The sequence below is a fragment of the Marichromatium bheemlicum genome (assembly GCF_012276755.1).
GTDB classification, from domain to species: domain Bacteria; phylum Pseudomonadota; class Gammaproteobacteria; order Chromatiales; family Chromatiaceae; genus Marichromatium; species Marichromatium bheemlicum.
The window spans coordinates 132245-147362 of the sequence record NZ_JAAXKX010000005.1 but is presented as its reverse complement, the minus strand read 5'-3'; the positions used below and the strand labels follow the sequence as shown (position 1 = coordinate 147362).

Here is a 15118-nt window from a genome sequence, read left to right as displayed (position 1 = left end):
TCCGCCCCAAGGGGCGGGAGATGCCGGCCGCTCGCGCGCACCGATCGGTCCCCGGGCTCGAGCGCACCCAGACGGATGGTCCGCGCCAGATCGTCCGATCCAGACAAGCAACACGGCGGAGAGGGCAGTTTCGTGAGCCGATGGTCCGAGGATTTGATCCCGATCGACCGAGCAAGAACCCTGGACGGGCTCTTCCTGCAACGGGTGGCGCGCTCGCCACAGCGCATCGCCTACACCCATTTCGAGCGCGGCAGCGGTTGGAGGGACCTGACCTGGGCCGAGATCGGTGAGGCGACGGCGCGCTGGCGCCAAGCGCTCGCCGGCGAGCAGCTGGAGCCCGGCGACCGCGTTGCGGTGCTGCTGCGCAACTGCCCCGAGTGGGTGATGTTCGACCAGGCCGCACTCGGGCTCGGGTTGGTGACGGTGCCGCTCTATACCGACGACCGTGCCGACAACGCCGCCTACATCCTCGACGATGCTGCGGTGAAGGTGTTGCTAGTGCAGGATCTCGGGCGCTGGCGCCGTCTGGCCGAGGCCATCGGCGACTCGCCCTGGCCGCTGCGGGTGGTGCTGTTGGAAGCGAGCGAGGCCTCGCGCGCCTGTGCCGCGGCCGACCCCCGCGTAGTGGTCGCCGAGGACTGGCTGCCGGCCACGGCGCCGGCACCGACCCCACGCGACGGCGACCCCGACGCGTTGGCGACCATCGTCTACACCTCGGGCACCACGGGCCGCCCCAAGGGGGTGATGCTCAGCCATCGCAATATCCTCAGCAACGCCCACGGCGCACTGACCCAGATCGACGTCTACGGCGAAGACGTCTTCCTCTCCTTCCTACCGCTCTCGCACATGCTCGAACGCACCGGCAGCTACTACCTGCCGATGATGGCCGGCTCGCGGGTGGCCTATGCACGCTCGATCGGGCAGCTCGCCGAGGACCTGCAACTCATCCGTCCGACGGCGATGATTGCCGTCCCGCGCGTGTTCGAGCGCGTTTATCAGCGTATCGTCGATCAGCTCGACAAGCGCCCCAAGCCAGTGCGCTGGCTGTTCCGAGCGGCAGTGGCCGCCGGTTGGCGAGCCTTCGAGTACGAGCAGGGGCGGGCCGGCTGGCACCCCTGGTTGCTCGCCTGGCCACTGCTGCGACGCAAGGTCGCCGAGCCCATCCAGCAGCGTCTCGGTGGACGGCTGCGCGCCACCGTCAGTGGCGGCGCACCGCTCTCCAGCGACGTCGCCCGCACCTTCATCGGGCTCGGCGTGCCGCTGTTGCAGGGTTATGGACTCACCGAGACCAGCCCGGTGATCAGCTTCAACACCCTGCAGTCGAACATCCCCACGAGCGTCGGCGTGCCCCTGCGCGGACTGCAGGTACGCATCGGTCCGGAGAACGAGCTGCTGGTGCGTGGCGACAACACCATGCTCGGCTACTGGAACAACCACGCCGCCACCGCCAAGATGCTCGCCCAGGACGGTTGGCTGCACACCGGCGACCAGGCACGCATCGAGGACAACCACATCTATATCACCGGGCGCATCAAGGACATCCTGGTGCTCTCCAACGGCGAGAAGGTCCCGCCGGGCGACATGGAGCTGGCCATCGCGCTCGACCCGCTGTTCGATCAGGTGGTGGTGCTCGGCGAGGGGCAGTCCTATCTCAGCGCGCTGCTGGTACTCAACCCCGACCTCTGGCCGGGGCTGGCGCTCGAACTCGGGCTCGATCCTGAGGACCCGGCAAGCCTCGCCAACGCCAAGCTGCACAAGGAGGCGATCAAACGCATCCGCACGGCGCTGCGCGACTTCCCGGGCTACGCCAAGATCCGACGCGTCACCCTCACCCTGGAGCCCTGGACCATCGAGAACGGGTTGCTCACCCCGACCCTCAAGGTCAAGCGCAACAAGGTGATCGAGCGCTACGGCGAGGCCATCGCGCACATGTACAAGGATTCGGAGCTTGCCTGAACTCGGCTGAGCGCATACAATCGGGACCGAATGCGGGTGTAGTTCAATGGTAGAACCTCAGCTTCCCAAGCTGATGACGTGGGTTCGATTCCCATCACCCGCTCCATTCCCCAGCCCCGTATGCGAGCACTCTACCAAGCAGCCGACCGCATCGAGGCACAGCTCCTCCACGATCTGCTCGATCGTCACCTGATCCGTACCGTTATCCTTGGCGACGCCCTCAGTGGTGCCGCAGGCGAGCTGCCGCTCGATCTCTATCCGACCCTCTGGCTCATCGACGACGACGATCGCGAACGCGCCGAGGCCGTGCTCGCGCGCTTTCTGCGCGAGGGACTCGGCGGCCACCCGACCCCGGCCTGGACCTGCCCGCGTTGTGGTGAGCGGGTCGAGGCCGGCTTCGCCCTGTGCTGGAACTGCGCAACCCCTTATCCCGAATGAGCACACCCGACCTCTTCGCCAACGAACCGCCCGCCCCCTGGCCACCCGCCGATTTCGCCACCGCCGTACTCGACTGGTTCGATCATCACGGGCGCAAGGACCTCCCCTGGCAGCACGAGCCCACCCGCTACCGGGTGTGGGTCTCGGAGATCATGCTGCAGCAGACCCAGGTGACGGTGGTGATCCCCTACTTCACGCGCTTCATGGCGCGCTTTCCGGATCTGGCGAGCCTGGCCGCAGCACCGCTCGACGAGGTGCTGTCGCTGTGGTCAGGACTCGGCTATTACGCCCGCGCGCGCAACCTGCACCGCGCCGCGCGCACCATCGTCGAGACCCACGGCGGGCGCTTTCCCGACACCCTGGCGGCGGTCGAGGCGCTCCCCGGCATCGGCCGTTCCACCGCCGGGGCCATCCTCTCGCTCGCCGACGGCCAGCCCCTGCCAATCCTCGACGGCAACGTCAAGCGGGTGCTGGCGCGCTGTTTCGCCGTCGACGGCTGGCCGGGACAGAGCGCAGTGCTCAAGCGGCTGTGGCAGCTCAGCGAACGCTGCACCCCGCACCAGCGCACCGGCGCCTACAACCAGGCGATGATGGATCTCGGCGCCACCCTCTGTACCCGCGCCACCCCGGACTGCGCGCACTGTCCGCTCGCCGCGCGCTGCCAGGCCCTGCACCAGGGACGCCAGCGCGAGCTACCGGCCCCGCGCCCGAGGCGCACCCTGCCTGAGCGGCGCACCCGGATGCTGGTGGTGCGCAACGCCGCAGGCGCCGTACTGCTCCGGCGCCGTCCGGCGAGCGGTATCTGGGGCGGGTTGTGGAGCCTGCCCGAGATCGCCCCCGACAACGACCCGGCCGGCTGGTGCCTGGACCGTTTCAACCGTGCTCCGGATACGGTTGAAACCCTGCCCGGACGCCGTCACACCTTTACCCACTTCGTACTGGAGATCGAGGTCGTAGCGCTCGGGCTGATCGCCCCTGAGACCGACGTGGGCGAGGACGGCTGGCGCTGGAGCCCGCCCGAGGAGCGCACCGCGATCGGCCTGCCGGCGCCGGTGGCAGATATCCTCCAACGGCTCTGACCCCTCGATCCCCGAGACCGCCAGTCCGTCCAACAGGAGTCGGAGCATGAGCCGTACCGTGCACTGCGTGAGACTCGGCCAGGAGGCCGAGGGACTCGATCGCCAACCCTACCCAGGCCCACTGGGCGCACGCATCTTCGAACAGGTCTCGAAACAGGCCTGGCAGGAGTGGCTGCGTCACCAGACCATGCTGATCAATGAGAACCGACTGAGCCCGATGGACCCCAAGGCCCGCCGCTTCCTCGAGACCCAGATGGAAGGTTTTTTCTTCGGCGAGGGCGCCGACCTGCCCGAGGGCTATGTGCCGCCAGGCAGTTGAGCGGCCAGCGGCCAGCGGCTGAGAGCTTGAAGAAAGACTTGACGGACCAAGATTCCATTGGTTTAATACTGCGCTCAAGCCAAGCAGTATGCTTGCACGCGAACTACCTGCCCAGGTAGCTCAGTTGGTAGAGCAGGGGATTGAAAATCCCCGTGTCGGCAGTTCGATTCTGTCCCTGGGCACCATCTTCGAAAGGCCCCGTCGATGTCCGTCGACGGGGCCTTTTTCGTTGTCCCCACCACGAAAAAGGCCCGCACTCGGCGGGCCTCGGTGGCGACGGCGCGCATTCGGCGCGCTGGCGCTCATCATGCGTCCAACTGCAGACGCAGTTTCTTCATCGCATTCTTCTCGATCTGACGGATGCGCTCGGCCGAGACCCCGAACTGCTGGGCGAGTTCGTGCAGGGTCTGCTTGCGCTCGGAGAGCCAACGCTCGCGCAGGATGGTCTTGCTGCGCTCATCGAGCCCCTGCAGCGCGGCATAGAGACGCTCGCGCTGGTTACGATCGGTGTCCTCACGCTCGAGCAGCCGCGCCGGTTCCATGCTGTTGTCGGGCAGGTAGGTCGAGGGTGCCGAGGGCGCGTCATCGTCATCGTCGTCGAGACCGTCGAACGACAGGTCCTGATTGGCCAGGCGCGACTCCATCTGCAACACCGTCTCCGGCTTGACGCCGAGATCGGCGGCAACATCCTCGACCTCCTGACGGGTGAACCAGCCGAGGCGCTTTTTCGAGCTGCGCAGGTTGAAGAACAGCTTGCGCTGGGCCTTGGTGGTCGCCACCTTGACGATGCGCCAGTTACGCAGGATGTACTCATGGATCTCGGCACGAATCCAGTGCACCGCGAAGGAGACCAGCCGCACCCCCATGTCGGGCTCGAAGCGACGCACCGCCTTCATCAGGCCGACGGTGCCTTCCTGAATCAGGTCAGGCAGCGGCAGACCGTAGCCGAGATAACCGCGAGCGATGCGGATCACGAAGCGCAGGTGCGAGGTTACCAATCGCTTGGCGGCATGGGCGTCGCCGTGGTCGCGCAGCTGTACCGCCAGTGAGCGCTCCTCGTCCGCGGTGAGAACTGGAATCTGGTAAGCGGCGCTGATGTAGGCGTCGATGGTACCTGTCGGCACCAGGGTGAGATCCTTGGCCATAAGTCCGATACCTGAGTTGTTAACTTGGGTAATTATCCTAGCACCGCACTAAGGCATATGCCAGCACTTTTGTCGCGGATTTTGAGGTTGAAGCGCGACAAAAGTTCGATAAAGACTCTAGGCAAGCATCGGCATAGGAACAAGATCTAAGCGGTTAATTGGGGATCGTATCTTTCGATAACAACCATAGGCAGCGCTGATGATCAACAAAAATCTTTACAAAACAACTAATTAAAAATCAACCACAAAAACAGTAAAACAATTTACTGGGGGGCGATCGGGTTTGGGGCGAGGAGCATGCGACCTGTTCAAAGCCTGGACAAGGCGGCCGGGATCGCAGAGAGTGAGAGGCCGCTCGGGCGCCTCTGGGCATTGCACAGCGGGGGGGGATGCTGGAAAGATAGTCAGCCATGTCGCAGACACAGGCAGGGCGCAGGAGCCGAACGCGGGTCGATCCGGACCGGGGGCACCTGCCAACTGACGGCCGTCGGACGCGCCGAGAACAGTGCCCGAGCTGGGGAGAGACGACCCGGGTCTCGAGGCGCCCGAGGTGGCGGTCGCCGGCACGACGGTGCGCGACCGATGGGGCAGGCAGACGATGCCCGAGGCCCATCGCATCGACATCCACCACATGCACAAGATCATCACCACAGCCGACACACTTCATCATCGAACCAACGAAGATGGATCCACGGCCCGGCGCCGACACCCGCCCGTCCCCGGGACCACGCCGGCACCACACGGGCTGCCCGGATCCCAACCCGCACGGTGACGGTCACGTCACCCAATGGAGACATGCGATGCAGACTCGACGACGATGGCTCATCGGTCTGATCCTCGCCACCGCACTCGGCTCGGGACAGAGCGCCACCCTCGATGAGGTCCGCGACCGTGGCGAGTTGCGCTGCGGCGTCAACGGCGAGGTCCCGGGGCTCTCCCATCGCACCGCCGACGGCCACTGGGAAGGGCTCGACGTCGATTTCTGTCGTGCGGTCAGCGCCGCCGTGCTCGGCACCGCCGAGCGGGTACGCTTCGTCACTACCACACCCAACGACCGCCTGGCGCGGCTGCGCGCCGGCGACTTCGATATCCTGGCTCGCAACACCAGCTGGACCCTGGCGCGCGACACCGAATCCGGCGTCGCCTTCGTCGGCGTCCTCTATCACGACGGCCAGGGATTCATGGTGCGACGAGACAGCCACATCCACAGCGCCCTCGAACTCGATGGCCGACGCGTCTGCGTGATCACCGGCACCACCGGGCCGCACAACGCCCGCGCCTATTCCACTCGCCACCGCATGCACCTGCGGCTGGTCCCCAGCGCCGACATCCACAGCGCCACCCGCGCCTATTTGCGCGGTGAGTGCGACGCCCTCAGCTCCGACCAGTCTCAGCTGTTCGCGGTCCGCTCGACGCTGCGACAAGGCAGCGCCGAACACCGCATCCTCACCGAGGTGATCTCCAAGGAGCCACTCTCACCGGCAGTGCGTGATGACGATCCGCGCTGGTTCGACATCGTGCGCTGGACCCTGTTCGTGCTGATCGATGCCGAAGAGCAGGGCATCGACTCCCAACACCCGTCGGTGCCATACAATGGCCCGGCCGTCACCCTGTTCGACGACGACGCCCAGATCGGCGCGCGACTCGGACTGAGCCCCGGCTGGAGCCGACGCATCATCTCCCAGGTCGGCAACTATGCCGAACTGTTCGAGCGCAATCTCGGCATCCACTCGCCACTCCAGATCAAACGCGGCCTCAATGCACTCTGGCGCGATGGCGGCATCCTCTATGCCCCACCGAGCCATTGAGAGACGATGTGTCCCCGCGACCATCATCGCCCAGGACCGCCCAACAGCGAGACCGAACCCATGCCCTTGATCAAGCCCTTTGCCGGCCTGCGCCCGGCACCTGGCCGTGCCGACGCGGTCATCGCCCCGCCCTACGACGTCATCGACACCCACGAGGCCCGCGCCCTGGTCCGCGGACGCCCCTGGAGCTTCCTGCACATCTCGCGCGCCGAGGTCGACCTGCCGGAGGGCACCGATCCCCACGACCCGAGCGTCTATGCCCAGGCCCGCGCCAACCTCGAGCGCATGCTCGAGGCCGGGGTGCTGGTACGCGACCCCACCCCCAGTTATTACGTCTACCGGTTGACCATGGACGGACACCGCCAGACCGGTCTGGTCGCCGCCGCCTCGGTGGCGGCCTATGACAGCGGTCGGATCAAGCGCCACGAGTACACCCGCCCGGCCAAGGAGGACGATCGGGTGCGCCAGATCGAAGCGCTCGACGCCCAGACCGGCCCGGTGTTCCTCGCCTACCGCGCCCAGGCCACAGTCGACGACCTGCTCGCCGCGACCACCGAGCAGCCACCCGAGGTCGACGTCACCGCCGCCGACGGCGTACGCCACGAGCTGTGGCGGATCGGCGAGCCGGCACGGATCGCCGCGATCGACGCTGCTTTCGCCGCGATCGACGCGCTCTATGTCGCCGACGGCCATCACCGCTCGGCGGCCGCCTCGCGGGTGGCCGCCGCCCGGCGCGAGACCGGCGCTGCGTCAGGGGGCGCACACGAGTCCTTCCTCGCGGTGATCTTCCCCCACGATCAGCTGCGCATCCTCGACTACAACCGGGTGGTGCGCGACCTCAACGGCCACACCCCGGAGACGCTGCTCGCGGCGATCGCCGAGCGCTTCGCCATCGAGCCGGCGGACAGCCCGGTCGCGCCCGCGCGCCCCGGCGAGTTCGGACTCTATCTCGCCGGGCACTGGTACCGGCTGGGGCTCGACCCCAGGCGGATCCCTGCCAACGACCCGGTCGCCAGCCTCGATGTCAGCCTGCTCCAGCAGCACCTGATCGAGCCACTGCTCGGCATCGACGACCCGCGCCGCGATCCGCGCATCGACTTCGTCGGCGGCATCCGCGGGCTCGACGGACTGCAGCAGCGCGTCGACAGCGGCGAGATGGCCCTCGCCCTCGCCCTCCACCCCACTCCGATGGCATCACTGCTCGACGTCGCCGATGCCGGCGCGGTGATGCCGCCCAAGTCCACCTGGTTCGAACCCAAACTCGCCGACGGACTGGTGAGCCACGTCCTGGACTGACACTGCAAGACGACGGAAGACGACAACCGAAGACGATGGTCAGACCCACCTACAATCTGCCCGCCGACCGCGGCGACGACGAACACGCGATCCGCCACTGGCTCGACAACCTCGAGGGGCGCTATCAACCCACCGGCCTCGAGGCCATCGCCGGCGCCTGCGCAATGCTCATCCGCATCCACGGCGACCAGCGCATCGAGACCGGCGAGACCCGGGTGCGTCACCTGCTCTCCACCGCCGACATCCTGGTCGGCCTGGAGATGGACGACGAGACCGTGGTGGCGGCCCTGCTCAACGGCAGCCTCGAGGCTGACACGACCAGCCTCGCCGACATCGAGCAGCGCTTCGGCGCCAATGTCGCCCGTATGGTCGACGACCTGTCACGGATCGGGCAGCTGGCCAATGTCGAGGCCATCATCGCCGCCAAGGACCAGCCCGAGCACGAGGAGAATCTGCGCCGGTTGCTGCTCGGCATCGCCGAGGACGTGCGCGTGGTGCTGGTGGTGCTCGCCGAACGCGTGCACCTGATGCGCGCGATCAAGGACCTCGAGGAGCGCCGCCGCACCCGCATCGCCCGCGACACCGAGCGCGTCTATGCGCCCTTGGCCAATCGCCTCGGGGTGTGGCAGCTCAAGTGGGAGCTCGAGGACCTCAGCCTGCGTTATCTCAAGCCCGAGGAGTACAAGCGCATCGCCCGGCTGCTGGCCGAGCGGCGCGAGGAGCGCGAGCACTACATCGCCTCGGTAATGGAGATCCTGCACGAGAAATTCGCCAGCAGCGGCATCAGCGCCGAGATCACTGGTCGACCCAAGCACATCTACAGCATCTGGAAGAAGATGCGCCGCAAGCGCGTCGACATCGAGGAGATCTTCGACCTGCGCGCGGTGCGCATCATGGTCGAGACCGTCGCCGACTGTTATGCCGCGCTCGGCATCGTCCACGGACTGTGGCGCCACATCCCCAAGGAGTTCGACGACTACATCGCCACCCCCAAGGGCAACATGTACCAGTCGCTGCACACTGCGGTGATCGGCCCCGGCGACAAGTCGCTGGAGGTGCAGATCCGCACCTACGAGATGCACCGCCACGCCGAGTTCGGCGTCGCCGCGCACTGGGCCTACAAGGAGGCCAAGGGTCACGACGCGGCCTTCCAGCGCCGTCTGGTGTGGATGCGCAACTGGCTCGAACTCAAGGGCGAGCTGGAGGACCCCGGCGAGGTGCTCGAGCGCTTCCGCCAAGAGTTCGAGCCGGTGCACATCTATGTGCTCACCCCGCACGCCAAGGTCATCGAGCTGCCCAAGGGGGCAACGCCGCTCGACTTCGCCTACGCCATCCACTCCGAGGTTGGCAACCGCTGCCGGGGCGCGCGCGTCAACGGCCGCATCGTGCCACTGCACCAGCGCCTCGAGAGCGGCGACACCGTCGAGATCCTCACCCAGAAGAACGCCACCCCCAGCCGCGACTGGCTGAGTCCGCACCACGGCTACTTGACCACGTCTCGTGCCCGCAACCGGGTCCGCCAGTGGTTCAAGCAGCAGGACCTGGAGCAACACGCCCACGACGGTCGGGCCCTGCTCGAGCGCGAGATCACCCGCCTCGGGATCGTCGAGAAGCCCCAGTTCGAGACCCTGGCCGGGCGTTTCAATTTCAAGCGCGGCGAGGACTTGTTGGCCGCCATCGGGCGCGGCGACGTACCGGTCGGTCAGGTCGCGCGCCAAGTCGGCGAGCCCCGCGCCGAGCACCCCAAGGAGCCCGAGCACCGCCACCGTCAGCACACCCAGCGTCAGCGCAACGAGCCGAGCAACGCGGTGGTGGTCGAGGGTGTCGACGACCTGATGACGCAGATGGCACAGTGCTGCAAGCCGGTCCCACACGACCCGATCATCGGTTTCGTCACCCGTGGACGCGGCGTCACCATCCACCGTCGCGATTGCAACAACGTCCGCCATCTGCCCCCGGAGGAGACCGAGCGACTGATCTCGGTGCGCTGGGCCGACGCCCCGGTCGAGGCCAGCTACCCGGTCGACCTGTTGGTGATCGCCGCCGACCGCAAGGGGCTGTTACGCGACGTCTCCTCGGTGTTCGTCGACGACGACCTCGACGTACTCGGCGTCGAGACCCACTCCGAGCGCACCACCGACACCGCCTCGATGCGTTTCACCATCGAGGTCCGCGACCAGGAGCAGCTCGGCCGGGTGCTGGTCAAGCTGCGCCAGCTCCCCGAGGTGCTCGAGGTCCGACGTGCCGATTGAGCCGGCACGGCTGCGCGCACTGCTCGCACGCTTCGCGCTCGCCGACGCCCCCGAGCGCGCCGGGATCACCCCGCTCGGCGGCGGCCTGATCAACGACACCTTCGCGATCGGGTGCGGCGAGCAGCGTTATGTACTGCAGCGGATCAACCCCCGGGTCTTCCCCGACCCGGCGCGGGTGATCGCCAATCAGGTTGCGCTCGCTGCGGTCTGGGACGTCCCCGGGCTCGACATCCCTACCCCACTGCCAACCCGTGACGGCGGCTTCGCGTACCACGACGACGACGGCGCCTATTGGCGCCTGACCCGCTTCATCGCCCCCAGTCGCGGGCTCGCCCGACTCGATCAGCCCGCCCAGGCCGAGGCCGTGGGCGAGGCGCTCGGGCGCTTCCATCACACCCTCGCCCGTCACGCACCGACACTACAGACCGCCCTGCCTGGCTTCCACGACACCCCGGCCTATCTCGACGGATTGCGACGACTCGACACCCCGACGGCGCGGCGTGATCCGAGCGTCGCCAGCTGTCTCGACTTCGTCGCCCGCCGCGCCATACTCGCCACGGCGCTCGCCAGCGCCCATGCCGAGGGGCGGATCGGCACGCGCATCGTCCACGGCGACCCCAAACTCGACAACCTGCTGTTCTCGACCGACGCGAGCCGTGTGGTGGCGCTGATCGACCTCGACACCGTCCAGCCCGGGCTGATCCACCACGACCTCGGCGACTGCCTGCGTTCGTGCTGCAACCGTGCTGGCGAGCACGGCGACGACGCCCGCTTCGACCTCGACCTCGGTGCGGCCATCCTCGCCGGTTATGCCGCCGCGACCGGCGATCTGCTCGATGCCGAGGAGCGATCGCTGATCCCGGAGGCGTTGCGGTTGATCCCGCTCGAACTGGGCATCCGCTTTCTCACCGATCACCTCCAAGGTGATCGCTACTTCCGTGTACGCCAGCGCGGCGACAACCTGCACAAGGCGCGACGCCAGTTCGCCCTGGTCACCGACATCGAGCGCCAGGCCAGAGAGATCACGGCTGTGGTGGCACGCAGCTTCGACGCCGGACCCCGTGCCGCTTGAATCGACTCCGTGATCGACTACCCTAATGAAACGTCACGCAACGTGTCGGATCACGCGCGGCGCACCGCGACCGACCACCAGACGCGGCAAACCGCCGGTGTGGATCCTTGGCCAGGGGGTCGTCATGCGTCGTCGCCCAGACCACAGCCCCGCCGCCCCGAAACACCAACCCGGGGCCGAGCGCACTGACGCCCCCACGCCGACCACCCCCTCTCGGCACCCGACCCGCGACTGGCTCAGACGACACGCCAACACCGATGGCCAATGGCTACTGCGCGGCCTCAAGCCTCCCGGTACGGCGGCGGCCACCACCGCCACGGTGGATTGGACCATGGCGATCCTGGCCGAGGACTGCGCCACGCTACAGCAGTGCATCAACGAGGCCGAACGCACGCACACCCCTTGGCAGCACGACTGTCGCATTCGCGACCAGGCCGGGGCACTACGCTGGATCCGTCTCCAGGCCCACCCCGACAACAGCACCAGCGGCTGGAGCCTGGCGCTTTGCGAGATCACCGACCTCAAGGCACGCGAACAGCGGCTGCGGCTGAGCGAGACCCGCTATCGCGCCATCGTCGGCCTGCAGAGCGATCTGGTCTGCCGCTTCCTCCCGGACAACACCATCACCTTCGTCAACGACGCCTACAGCAGCTTCTTCGGGCGCAACCGTGGTGAGCTGATCGGCACCGACTTCATGGACCTGATCCCGGAGAGCGAGCTCGAGACCGTCGACACGCTGCTGAGTCAATGCGATGCCGAACAGCCGATGGTGGTCAGTGAACACTGGGTGGTCCGCGCCGACGGCGAGCGGCGCTGGGTGCAATGGGTCGATCAGGCCATCCTCGACCCAGAGGGGCGACTGCTCGAGATCCAGTCGGTGGGGCGCGACACCACCGAGCAGCGCCGGCTCGAATTCCGCGAGCGACTACGCAACCAGGTCCTCGAACGCCTCGTCTCCGGGGCACCACTCGCCGAGGTGCTCGAGATCATCGCCACCGGCTTCGAGCAGGAAGGCAAGGCCCACTGCAGCATCCTGCTGCTCGATCGCGACGGCGAGCGTCTCTACACCGCCGCTGCCCCGAGCCTGCCGGAGGACTACAACCAGGCCATCGACGGGCTCGCGATCGGCGCCGAGGCCGGCGCCTGTGGCCGGGCCGCCACCACCGGACAGCGGGTGGTGGTCGAGGACATCGCCACCCATCCGCTGTGCCGGTCCCTGCGCGAACCAGCCTACCAGGCCGGGCTCGCGGCCTGCTGGTCGGAGCCGATCCGGGCCTCGGACGGGCGGGTGCTCGGCACCTTCGCGATCTATCACGACCAGCCACAGGGGCCGACCGCGGCTGATCTCGAGCGCATCGAACTGGTCATCAACCTCGCCAGTATCGCTATCGAGCGTACCCAGGCAAGCGAGGCGCTGCGCGCCAGCGAGGAGCGGCTCTCACTGGTGCTGCGCGGCACCGAGGACGGTTGGTGGGACTGGGACCTGACCAGCGACCGGGTGTTCTACTCGCTGCGCTGGTGGGAGATGCTCGGTTATGACGAAGGGGCGCTCGAGGCCGATCGCTATCTGTGGCGGCTGCTGATCCACCCCGAGGATCAGGCGCGCGTCCAAGAGGTCTTCGATCAGGCCCTCGCCAGTACCTCCAGCGCCTACTCGATCGAATTCCGCCTGCTGCACCGCAACGGCCACTATGTACCGGTACTCTCGCGCGGCTTCATCCAGCGCGATCCCAGCGGCCGCCCGCTGCGGGTGGCCGGCGCCAACACCGACCTGACCGAACGCAAGCGTCTCGAACAGCGCTTGCGCGAGCTGGCCAACACCGATGATCTCACCGGGCTGACCAATCGCCGTCACTTCTTCACCAAGCTGCAGCACGCGCTCGACCGCACCCGCCGCCACCACACCGCCACGGCGGTGCTGATGCTCGACCTCGACCACTTCAAGCAGATCAATGACAGCTACGGCCATGGTGGCGGCGATGCGGTACTGCGCGCCTTCGCCGCAGTACTGCGTGCCGAGCTGCGCAGCACCGACTGCGCCGGGCGACTCGGCGGCGAGGAGTTCGCGGTGCTGGTCCCCGACAGCGACCTCGACGCGGCCCACCAGTTCGCCGAGCGGCTCCGGGGCCATATCGCAGCACTTCGGGTAGAGCACAAGGAGACCGTCATCGAGGTCACCGTCAGTATCGGTTGCACCCAGGTCGAGGCCGACGACCGCGACCCCGACAGCATCCTCGCGCGCGCCGACGAGGCGCTCTATCGCGCCAAGCGCAACGGCCGCGACCGCGTCGAACGCGCCTGACTCAGAGCCGCCGATAGCCGGTGATATAGGGGTTCTCGCGCCCCTGGATACGCGCGATCCGACGCGAGCGCTCGCGTTCCCAGGCATCCGGCGGGTCGGCATTGTTCCAGGCGGCATAGAGCTGCTCGTCCTGACGGCTCAGCCGCAACCCGTAGGTATCGCGCATGTAGAACATGGTGCGCGCGATGTCGCCGCGCACCCGCGCCGGCGGCTCCACCCGGCGGTGTTCGGCGTCGATACGGATCTCGCAGGTGCCATAGCCCTCCCCACCGGCGACCATCCCCCAGTTGAAGTCCGAACGCTCGCCATTGATCTGGCCCACGGCGGGGTAGAGGTTGTAGAGGTCGTTGTGCGCGGCCTCGAACACCGGATCGACACGCTCGCAGCAGGCCCGCCCGGAGAGCTGACGACCACTGCTGGTACGACACTCGGCGAAGCGCTCGGGCTCACGCCAGCACTGGCGGAAGTTACCGAACTGCGCGGCCGGGAAGACGTGCTCGGCCTCGACCCGACGCGCCCGGCGACTGCCGGCCAGGGCATCGAGCCCGCAACTGCCTAGCTCGACCTGGGCCTCGGCGTCGTAGCGACAGCCGCAGTAGAAGGTCTCGCGGTGATCGGCATAGACCCGTTCGTAGAGCCAGCGCTTGGCGGTCGAGAAGCTGCCGGCGACCCGCGGCAGGCTGTCGAGCGCCGGCGGCTCCGGCACCGCTGCCGACTCCGGCCACCACGCCGGCGGTTGCACCGGCACCTGATCGATGAGACCGAGCAGCTGATCGGCGCTCGAGTCGGCGACCACCGCCACCAGCCCACCGGCCCAGCTGCCGGTATCGGCGACCAGATCGACGACCAACTCACGGATATCGACGGTGATCGCCACCGCCTTGCGGGCGTGCTCCGGCAGCGGCTCGACCCACGACTGCGGTAGCAGTGACACCACCAGCACCAGGCCGATACCGAGCAGCAGGGCACGCGCACGCGTGCTCAGTCGGTTCAGCCAGGAGACGAGACGGGACCAGGGAGTCGAGGATCGGGAACGGCGGGTACGGGACTTGGATGCGCGACGACGAGACATGGTACAGCACAGCAGAAATGGGAACGGAACTGTAACAGATTGCCGTTGCCAACAGACACATCCCCAGGTGCTTGGCATCGCTCGCCGCTGTCACCATCTGCAACCCACCGATTCCGATCTTGCCCCACCCACCAAACTCAGGAGACATCCGGATGGAAGGCAGCTCACTCGCCGCGCTCGAACTGGCGCTGTTCCTCGGACTGGTCGGTTGGCTGGTCTATACCCAATACCGCAGTCGCAATCGCGACGACCGCGACGACCGCAACGACGACCGCGAGGACTGAGGATCCGGCGACGCATCCACCATGGTGCACGGCCTGCGACTGAGCCTGATCAACCCCAACTCCCGCACATCGCGTTATCTTCTTGGGACTCGGAT

The 15118-nt window shown here is 67.3% G+C and carries 12 protein-coding genes and 2 tRNA genes; 12 read left to right on the top strand and 2 right to left on the bottom strand.

Annotated features, from left to right (window positions below):
• The first annotated feature begins 132 nt into the window (after positions 1-132).
• The 6 genes from HF203_RS05775 to HF203_RS05750 all read left to right on the top strand — a co-directional run bounded on the left by HF203_RS05775 (position 133) and on the right by HF203_RS05750 (position 3977).
• Entirely contained in the window at positions 133-1956 is a 1824-nt protein-coding gene (locus HF203_RS05775; RefSeq protein ID WP_168667536.1) for an AMP-binding protein, read from the top strand.
• Positions 1957-1988: 32 nt separating this feature from the next.
• Positions 1989-2062 (top strand) — tRNA-Gly (locus HF203_RS05770).
• A gap of 14 nt (positions 2063-2076) precedes the next feature.
• Entirely contained in the window at positions 2077-2394 is a 318-nt protein-coding gene (locus HF203_RS05765; protein WP_168667534.1) for a putative signal transducing protein, read from the top strand.
• On the top strand, positions 2391-3473 hold the full coding sequence (mutY, locus tag HF203_RS05760) for an A/G-specific adenine glycosylase (protein ID WP_168667532.1): 1083 nt from the start codon (positions 2391-2393) through the stop codon (positions 3471-3473). The genes HF203_RS05765 and mutY overlap by 4 nt, the downstream gene beginning before the upstream one ends.
• A 46-nt stretch (positions 3474-3519) precedes the next feature.
• A complete protein-coding gene (locus HF203_RS05755) occupies positions 3520-3792 on the top strand; it encodes an oxidative damage protection protein (protein ID WP_168667530.1) in 273 nt (90 codons plus the stop codon).
• 109 nt (positions 3793-3901) lie between these two features.
• A tRNA-Phe gene (locus HF203_RS05750) sits at positions 3902-3977 on the top strand.
• Positions 3978-4097: 120 nt separating this feature from the next.
• Here the strand turns inward: HF203_RS05750 and rpoH are convergent.
• Complete coding sequence (gene rpoH, locus HF203_RS05745) at positions 4098-4937, bottom strand: RNA polymerase sigma factor RpoH (protein ID WP_168667527.1); 840 nt, start codon at positions 4935-4937, stop codon at positions 4098-4100.
• A gap of 800 nt (positions 4938-5737) precedes the next feature.
• Here rpoH and HF203_RS05740 point away from each other — a divergent pair.
• The 5 genes from HF203_RS05740 to HF203_RS05720 all read left to right on the top strand — a co-directional run bounded on the left by HF203_RS05740 (position 5738) and on the right by HF203_RS05720 (position 13667).
• Positions 5738-6745 carry an amino acid ABC transporter substrate-binding protein gene (locus tag HF203_RS05740; RefSeq protein ID WP_168667525.1) on the top strand — a complete coding sequence of 336 codons (1008 nt, stop codon included), beginning with the start codon at positions 5738-5740 and terminating at the stop codon, positions 6743-6745.
• A gap of 60 nt (positions 6746-6805) precedes the next feature.
• The gene (locus HF203_RS05735) at positions 6806-8041 is read left to right on the top strand and encodes a DUF1015 domain-containing protein (protein ID WP_168667523.1); all 1236 of its coding nucleotides are present in this window, start codon (positions 6806-6808) and stop codon (positions 8039-8041) included.
• Between the two features lie 35 nt (positions 8042-8076).
• The gene (locus HF203_RS05730; RefSeq protein WP_168667521.1) at positions 8077-10293 is read left to right on the top strand and encodes a RelA/SpoT family protein; all 2217 of its coding nucleotides are present in this window, start codon (positions 8077-8079) and stop codon (positions 10291-10293) included.
• On the top strand, positions 10283-11365 hold the full coding sequence (locus HF203_RS05725) for a phosphotransferase (protein WP_168667519.1): 1083 nt from the start codon (positions 10283-10285) through the stop codon (positions 11363-11365). The genes HF203_RS05730 and HF203_RS05725 overlap by 11 nt, the downstream gene beginning before the upstream one ends.
• Positions 11366-11489: 124 nt before the next feature.
• A complete protein-coding gene (locus tag HF203_RS05720) occupies positions 11490-13667 on the top strand; it encodes a diguanylate cyclase (RefSeq protein WP_168667517.1) in 2178 nt (725 codons plus the stop codon).
• Between the two features lies 1 nt (position 13668).
• Here the strand turns inward: HF203_RS05720 and HF203_RS05715 are convergent, their stop codons facing one another.
• Positions 13669-14739 carry an endonuclease gene (locus HF203_RS05715; protein WP_246221661.1) on the bottom strand — a complete coding sequence of 357 codons (1071 nt, stop codon included), beginning with the start codon at positions 14737-14739 and terminating at the stop codon, positions 13669-13671.
• 152 nt (positions 14740-14891) lie between these two features.
• Between HF203_RS05715 and HF203_RS16245 the strand changes: the two genes are divergently transcribed.
• On the top strand, positions 14892-15023 hold the full coding sequence (locus tag HF203_RS16245; RefSeq protein ID WP_281349790.1) for a hypothetical protein: 132 nt from the start codon (positions 14892-14894) through the stop codon (positions 15021-15023).
• The last annotated feature ends 95 nt before the right edge of the window (positions 15024-15118 follow it).

What these genes read in the sequence shown, in the direction of transcription:
- HF203_RS05765 (WP_168667534.1), top strand. Translation starts at nt 2,077, where the DNA reads ATGCGAGCACTCTACCAAGCAGCCGACCGCATCGAGGCACAGCTCCTC.
- mutY (WP_168667532.1), top strand. Translation starts at nt 2,391, where the DNA reads ATGAGCACACCCGACCTCTTCGCCAACGAACCGCCCGCCCCCTGGCCA.
- HF203_RS05755 (WP_168667530.1), top strand. Translation starts at nt 3,520, where the DNA reads ATGAGCCGTACCGTGCACTGCGTGAGACTCGGCCAGGAGGCCGAGGGA.
- rpoH (WP_168667527.1), bottom strand. Translation starts at nt 4,937, where the DNA reads ATGGCCAAGGATCTCACCCTGGTGCCGACAGGTACCATCGACGCCTAC.
- HF203_RS05740 (WP_168667525.1), top strand. Translation starts at nt 5,738, where the DNA reads ATGCAGACTCGACGACGATGGCTCATCGGTCTGATCCTCGCCACCGCA.
- HF203_RS05735 (WP_168667523.1), top strand. Translation starts at nt 6,806, where the DNA reads ATGCCCTTGATCAAGCCCTTTGCCGGCCTGCGCCCGGCACCTGGCCGT.
- HF203_RS05730 (WP_168667521.1), top strand. Translation starts at nt 8,077, where the DNA reads ATGGTCAGACCCACCTACAATCTGCCCGCCGACCGCGGCGACGACGAA.
- HF203_RS05720 (WP_168667517.1), top strand. Translation starts at nt 11,490, where the DNA reads ATGCGTCGTCGCCCAGACCACAGCCCCGCCGCCCCGAAACACCAACCC.
- HF203_RS05715 (WP_246221661.1), bottom strand. Translation starts at nt 14,739, where the DNA reads ATGTCTCGTCGTCGCGCATCCAAGTCCCGTACCCGCCGTTCCCGATCC.
- HF203_RS16245 (WP_281349790.1), top strand. Translation starts at nt 14,892, where the DNA reads ATGGAAGGCAGCTCACTCGCCGCGCTCGAACTGGCGCTGTTCCTCGGA.